The organism is Nitrospira sp. BLG_2 (genome assembly GCF_049222245.1).
The window spans coordinates 1-3,427 of record NZ_JBLYIG010000491.1; the positions used below are offsets into that span (position 1 = coordinate 1).

A 3,427-nucleotide genomic window follows, 5' to 3' on the forward strand; every position below is an offset into this window, starting at 1 on the left:
ACGGCTTGATCGCCTCGCGGCTCCGCTCGTCACCCATCGACTCCAAGGCGGCCACCGCCAGTAATCGCGTTTCCCAGTCCTTATCACTGAGCATCGCAATAAGTGAATCGTAGGCGTCGCCGCTTTTAATTTTACCCAAGGCACGAACCGCGCACTTGCGGACGTTTTCATCTTTGTCGCGAAGAGCTCCGACCAGCTTTTGGACGGACGGCTCGCCCAATTCGACCAAGGCATCAACGGCATCATCTTTGAACTCGTCGTTTCGAAGCTGAAGTATCAGGGGATCGAGCACCCGCTCGTCGCGAATTTTTCCGAGCGCCAAAATGGCGTACTTGCGAACTTCCCAGTCACGGAGCAGCTTGAGGAGGGTCTCAACGGCGGGAGAGCCTACCTGACCCATCGCTTCGATGGCGACCTCTCGGACCTGCCAATCACCGTCGCGCAATGCGCGGGCCAATGGTTCAACACATCGCTCATCTCCCATCTCACCTAGAGTAATGACTGCTTCCCGTCGGACTACCCAGTCGGGGTCGTTCATGAGATCGATCTGGATGTCTATCTCATCCTTGACCTGCTCTTCATCAAGCGAGACGGTACCCTGACCGACCACTAACGCGTCAGCAGCGGGAGAATCAGCCTGGACCTGATCGATCACAGTCTCGGTGGTGGGCTGGTCACCGGCTTGCAGGCCGAGAGGGTTATTGCTTGGGGAGGGCTGTTTCGGTTCTTGTTCCATGGAATCTGTATCTGGCTCAACTATGACCCGCTGAACGACTATGCCGACGCAGGGGTTGCAGCAGCACCTTTGCTTCCGGCCGCCCGCTTCTTCCGTTGGGCAAGCGCCCGCCGTTTACGCTGTTCTCTCTTCAATCGCTTTTTCAATGACCGGAGTGTGGTGTCTCCCTCCGGATTGCCGTGGTCGGCACGTTTTGCGGCGATTTTCTTCTTTAACTTCACTTCATCCGGTTCCGCTGCCTGCTTCTTGGCCATCGATCGATGCCTCCCCTTCGATAACTCACGTATTGTCGGCTGCTGACGAGAAAGATCCAGTCTAGTGGAGAGCTTTGCACCCTGTCAACCTGATAGGATCGGCACGGTGATTCTCGCTCAAGGGAATAGACGGTGAGAGGCCGCGGCCCTAAAAGCGGCCCGGGAGGCCGCTGGATGGCATCAGCAAGATGAAATCAGTCGAGGACCAAAGACGGAACCGGAGTGAGGGCCGGGAAAGCCACCGCCAACATCGCAAGGGCCCAGCGATTCCGCCTTGCGATCCACAGGTCGCCAAGGAAATTCCGAGGTGGAAAAGCCATCTCAGGTGACGTCCGATCGGTCTGTGGCTCCGTATCAGCAAGAAGTGACACAGTTCGGCCGGAGAATTTTTCCGACAGCCACATCAGCTCCGGACGACGTTCGCCGACAATCTCAACCTGCACATACGCCAAGCCTTCGTGCCCCATACCCAACTGGACCGCCGCACCATGGGAAAGGTCGAGAATTCTGCCCTTCTCGTAAGGACCTCGATCGGTAATCCGCACATAAAGATGCTTTCCGTTCGTCAAATTGACCACACGCACGATACTCCCAAGCGGCATGGTCCGATGAGCAGCCGTCAAAGCTTCCATATCGAACAGCTCGCCGTTCGCCGCTTGTCTGCCATGAAACTGTTCACCGTACCACGACGCGACACCTCGATCTTTGATCCCTACATCCAATTGTATATCCCCTTTGGGAACCCAAGAACAGGCCCCCAATGACAGATACAGGATCATTGCGAAGGATGTAGACGATGAGAGCCGACTGTGATGACGTTCAGTGTACATGCTGGGTATCGCCTCCCTCCTTGATGTCAACAATGGGATCTCCGGTCGATTCAGGGTATGAAAGGCATCGGACTTCGACAATACCGACTGGAGTACCGGGTCCCCAACCTCCGTATGGACACCTCCGTCCGGATCGGGAGGGGTGACCGCATGGAAATCTCGAAAGATAGGCTTCCTCGCGACCTCTATATAAATGAGCCCGATCTTAAATTCAACACCGCAGGCCGATCGGAGTCTGCAACGAGGATACGATATCTTCGAAATGCGTTGCTTCGCGGAGATTGCGCTATCCAGCCCAGGGAGGGAGAATCACTTTCGAGCTGTCACGTTCCCTAGCATGGGGTAGACGATTCATCATGCTTGATACCCACCCTATATTGACTGCCTCAAACGGAGTGAGTAATATCCACGGTCAAGACAACATGGTGTAGTTTCGAGAGCGGTACCGCTCCATCCTCCGCGGTTGCTCGCACCGAATATCACATTCGTGATCGACGTTCAAAACATTACCAAGCGGTATGGCCATCATACGGCTATCGATCGTGTCACCTTTTCGGTGGCCAAGGGAGAGGTGTTGGCATTCCTTGGCCCGAACGGTGCCGGAAAAACCACCACGATGCGAATCTTGACCTGCTTCATGCCGGCGACAGAAGGCACGGCGCGAGTGGCGGGTTTTGATTGCACCGAACAATCATTGGAGGTAAAGCGGCAGATCGGTTACCTGCCGGAAAATCCGCCGGTCTACCAAGAATTCACTGTGACGGAACACCTGACCTTCGTGGGCCGACTCCGTGGAATCACGGGCCCGAAACTCTCGTCGGCGCTCGACCAATCTATTGGACGACTTGAGCTGGGCTCTGTCCGCCATCGACTGATCGGCAACCTTTCCCGCGGCTATCGTCAGCGCGTGGGACTGGCGCAAGCGCTGCTGCATGACCCGCCGGTGCTGATCCTCGACGAACCGACGGTCGGCCTTGACCCCAAGCAGATCATTGAAATCCGAGAGCTCATCAAGAGCCTGGCCGGCTCGCATTCCGTGATTCTCAGCACTCATATCCTCCCGGAGGCGACCGCAGTCTGCCAGCGGGTCGTCATCATCAATAAGGGCCGTATCGTCGCGGAAGATACCCCTGAACAGTTGTCGGCCCGATTGCGTCAATCGGAGAAAATCTCAATTACCCTCAAGACATGCCCGGCGGACTGCGAGATGAAACTTCGCGCAATTTCCGGCATTCTCAATATTCTTCCCGGGCAGGCGGGAGGGAGCTTCCTTCTCGAATGCGAGCTGGGGCGTGATCTACGGGACGAGATTGCACGCGTCGCCGTGTTGAACCAGTGGGGATTGCTTGAGCTCCGCACCGTGTCCATGACGTTGGAAGACGTCTTCCTCCAGCTCACGCGCCACGAAGACCACCTTTCCGAGCCGGCTGAGACCACGGTCAGCATGGCCTCCGCCGAAAGGACGGACACGTAAAATCATCATGACCCCGGTGCAGGCCGTCATCGCCAAGGAATTGCGCGGCTATTTCGTCTCCCCCATTGTCTATGTGGTCGGGGCGGTCTTTCTATTGATCTTCGGGCTGCTCTCCTATCTTTACGTCGGTTTC

Annotated in this window: 4 protein-coding genes; 1 reads left to right on the forward strand and 3 read right to left on the reverse strand. The window is 56.3% G+C overall.

Going from position 1 to position 3,427, the window contains the following annotated elements; all coding sequences use genetic code 11:
• From ACOSYY_RS13435 to ACOSYY_RS13445, 3 genes are all read right to left on the reverse strand, one after another.
• A partial coding sequence (locus ACOSYY_RS13435; RefSeq protein ID WP_421663010.1) for a HEAT repeat domain-containing protein occupies window positions 1-736 on the reverse strand: 736 nt, incomplete at its 3' end.
• A gap of 38 nt (window positions 737-774) precedes the next feature.
• Complete coding sequence (locus ACOSYY_RS13440; protein ID WP_421663011.1) at window positions 775-990, reverse strand: hypothetical protein; 216 nt, start codon at window positions 988-990, stop codon at window positions 775-777.
• A 194-nt stretch (window positions 991-1,184) separates the two neighbouring features.
• Window positions 1,185-1,820 (reverse strand): septal ring lytic transglycosylase RlpA family protein, encoded by a 636-nt coding sequence (locus ACOSYY_RS13445; protein ID WP_421663012.1) that lies wholly within the window; start codon window positions 1,818-1,820, stop codon window positions 1,185-1,187.
• 487 nt (window positions 1,821-2,307) lie between these two features.
• Between ACOSYY_RS13445 and ACOSYY_RS13450 the strand changes: the two genes are divergently transcribed.
• Window positions 2,308-3,294, forward strand: a complete 987-nt coding sequence (locus tag ACOSYY_RS13450) for an ABC transporter ATP-binding protein (protein ID WP_421663013.1) — start codon at window positions 2,308-2,310, stop codon at window positions 3,292-3,294.
• Window positions 3,295-3,427: the final 133 nt, after the last annotated feature.

Excerpts from the sequence above, each read along its gene's own strand:
- ACOSYY_RS13440 (WP_421663011.1), bottom strand. The coding sequence starts at position 990 with ATGGCCAAGAAGCAGGCAGCGGAACCGGATGAAGTGAAGTTAAAGAAG.
- ACOSYY_RS13445 (WP_421663012.1), bottom strand. The coding sequence starts at position 1,820 with ATGTACACTGAACGTCATCACAGTCGGCTCTCATCGTCTACATCCTTC.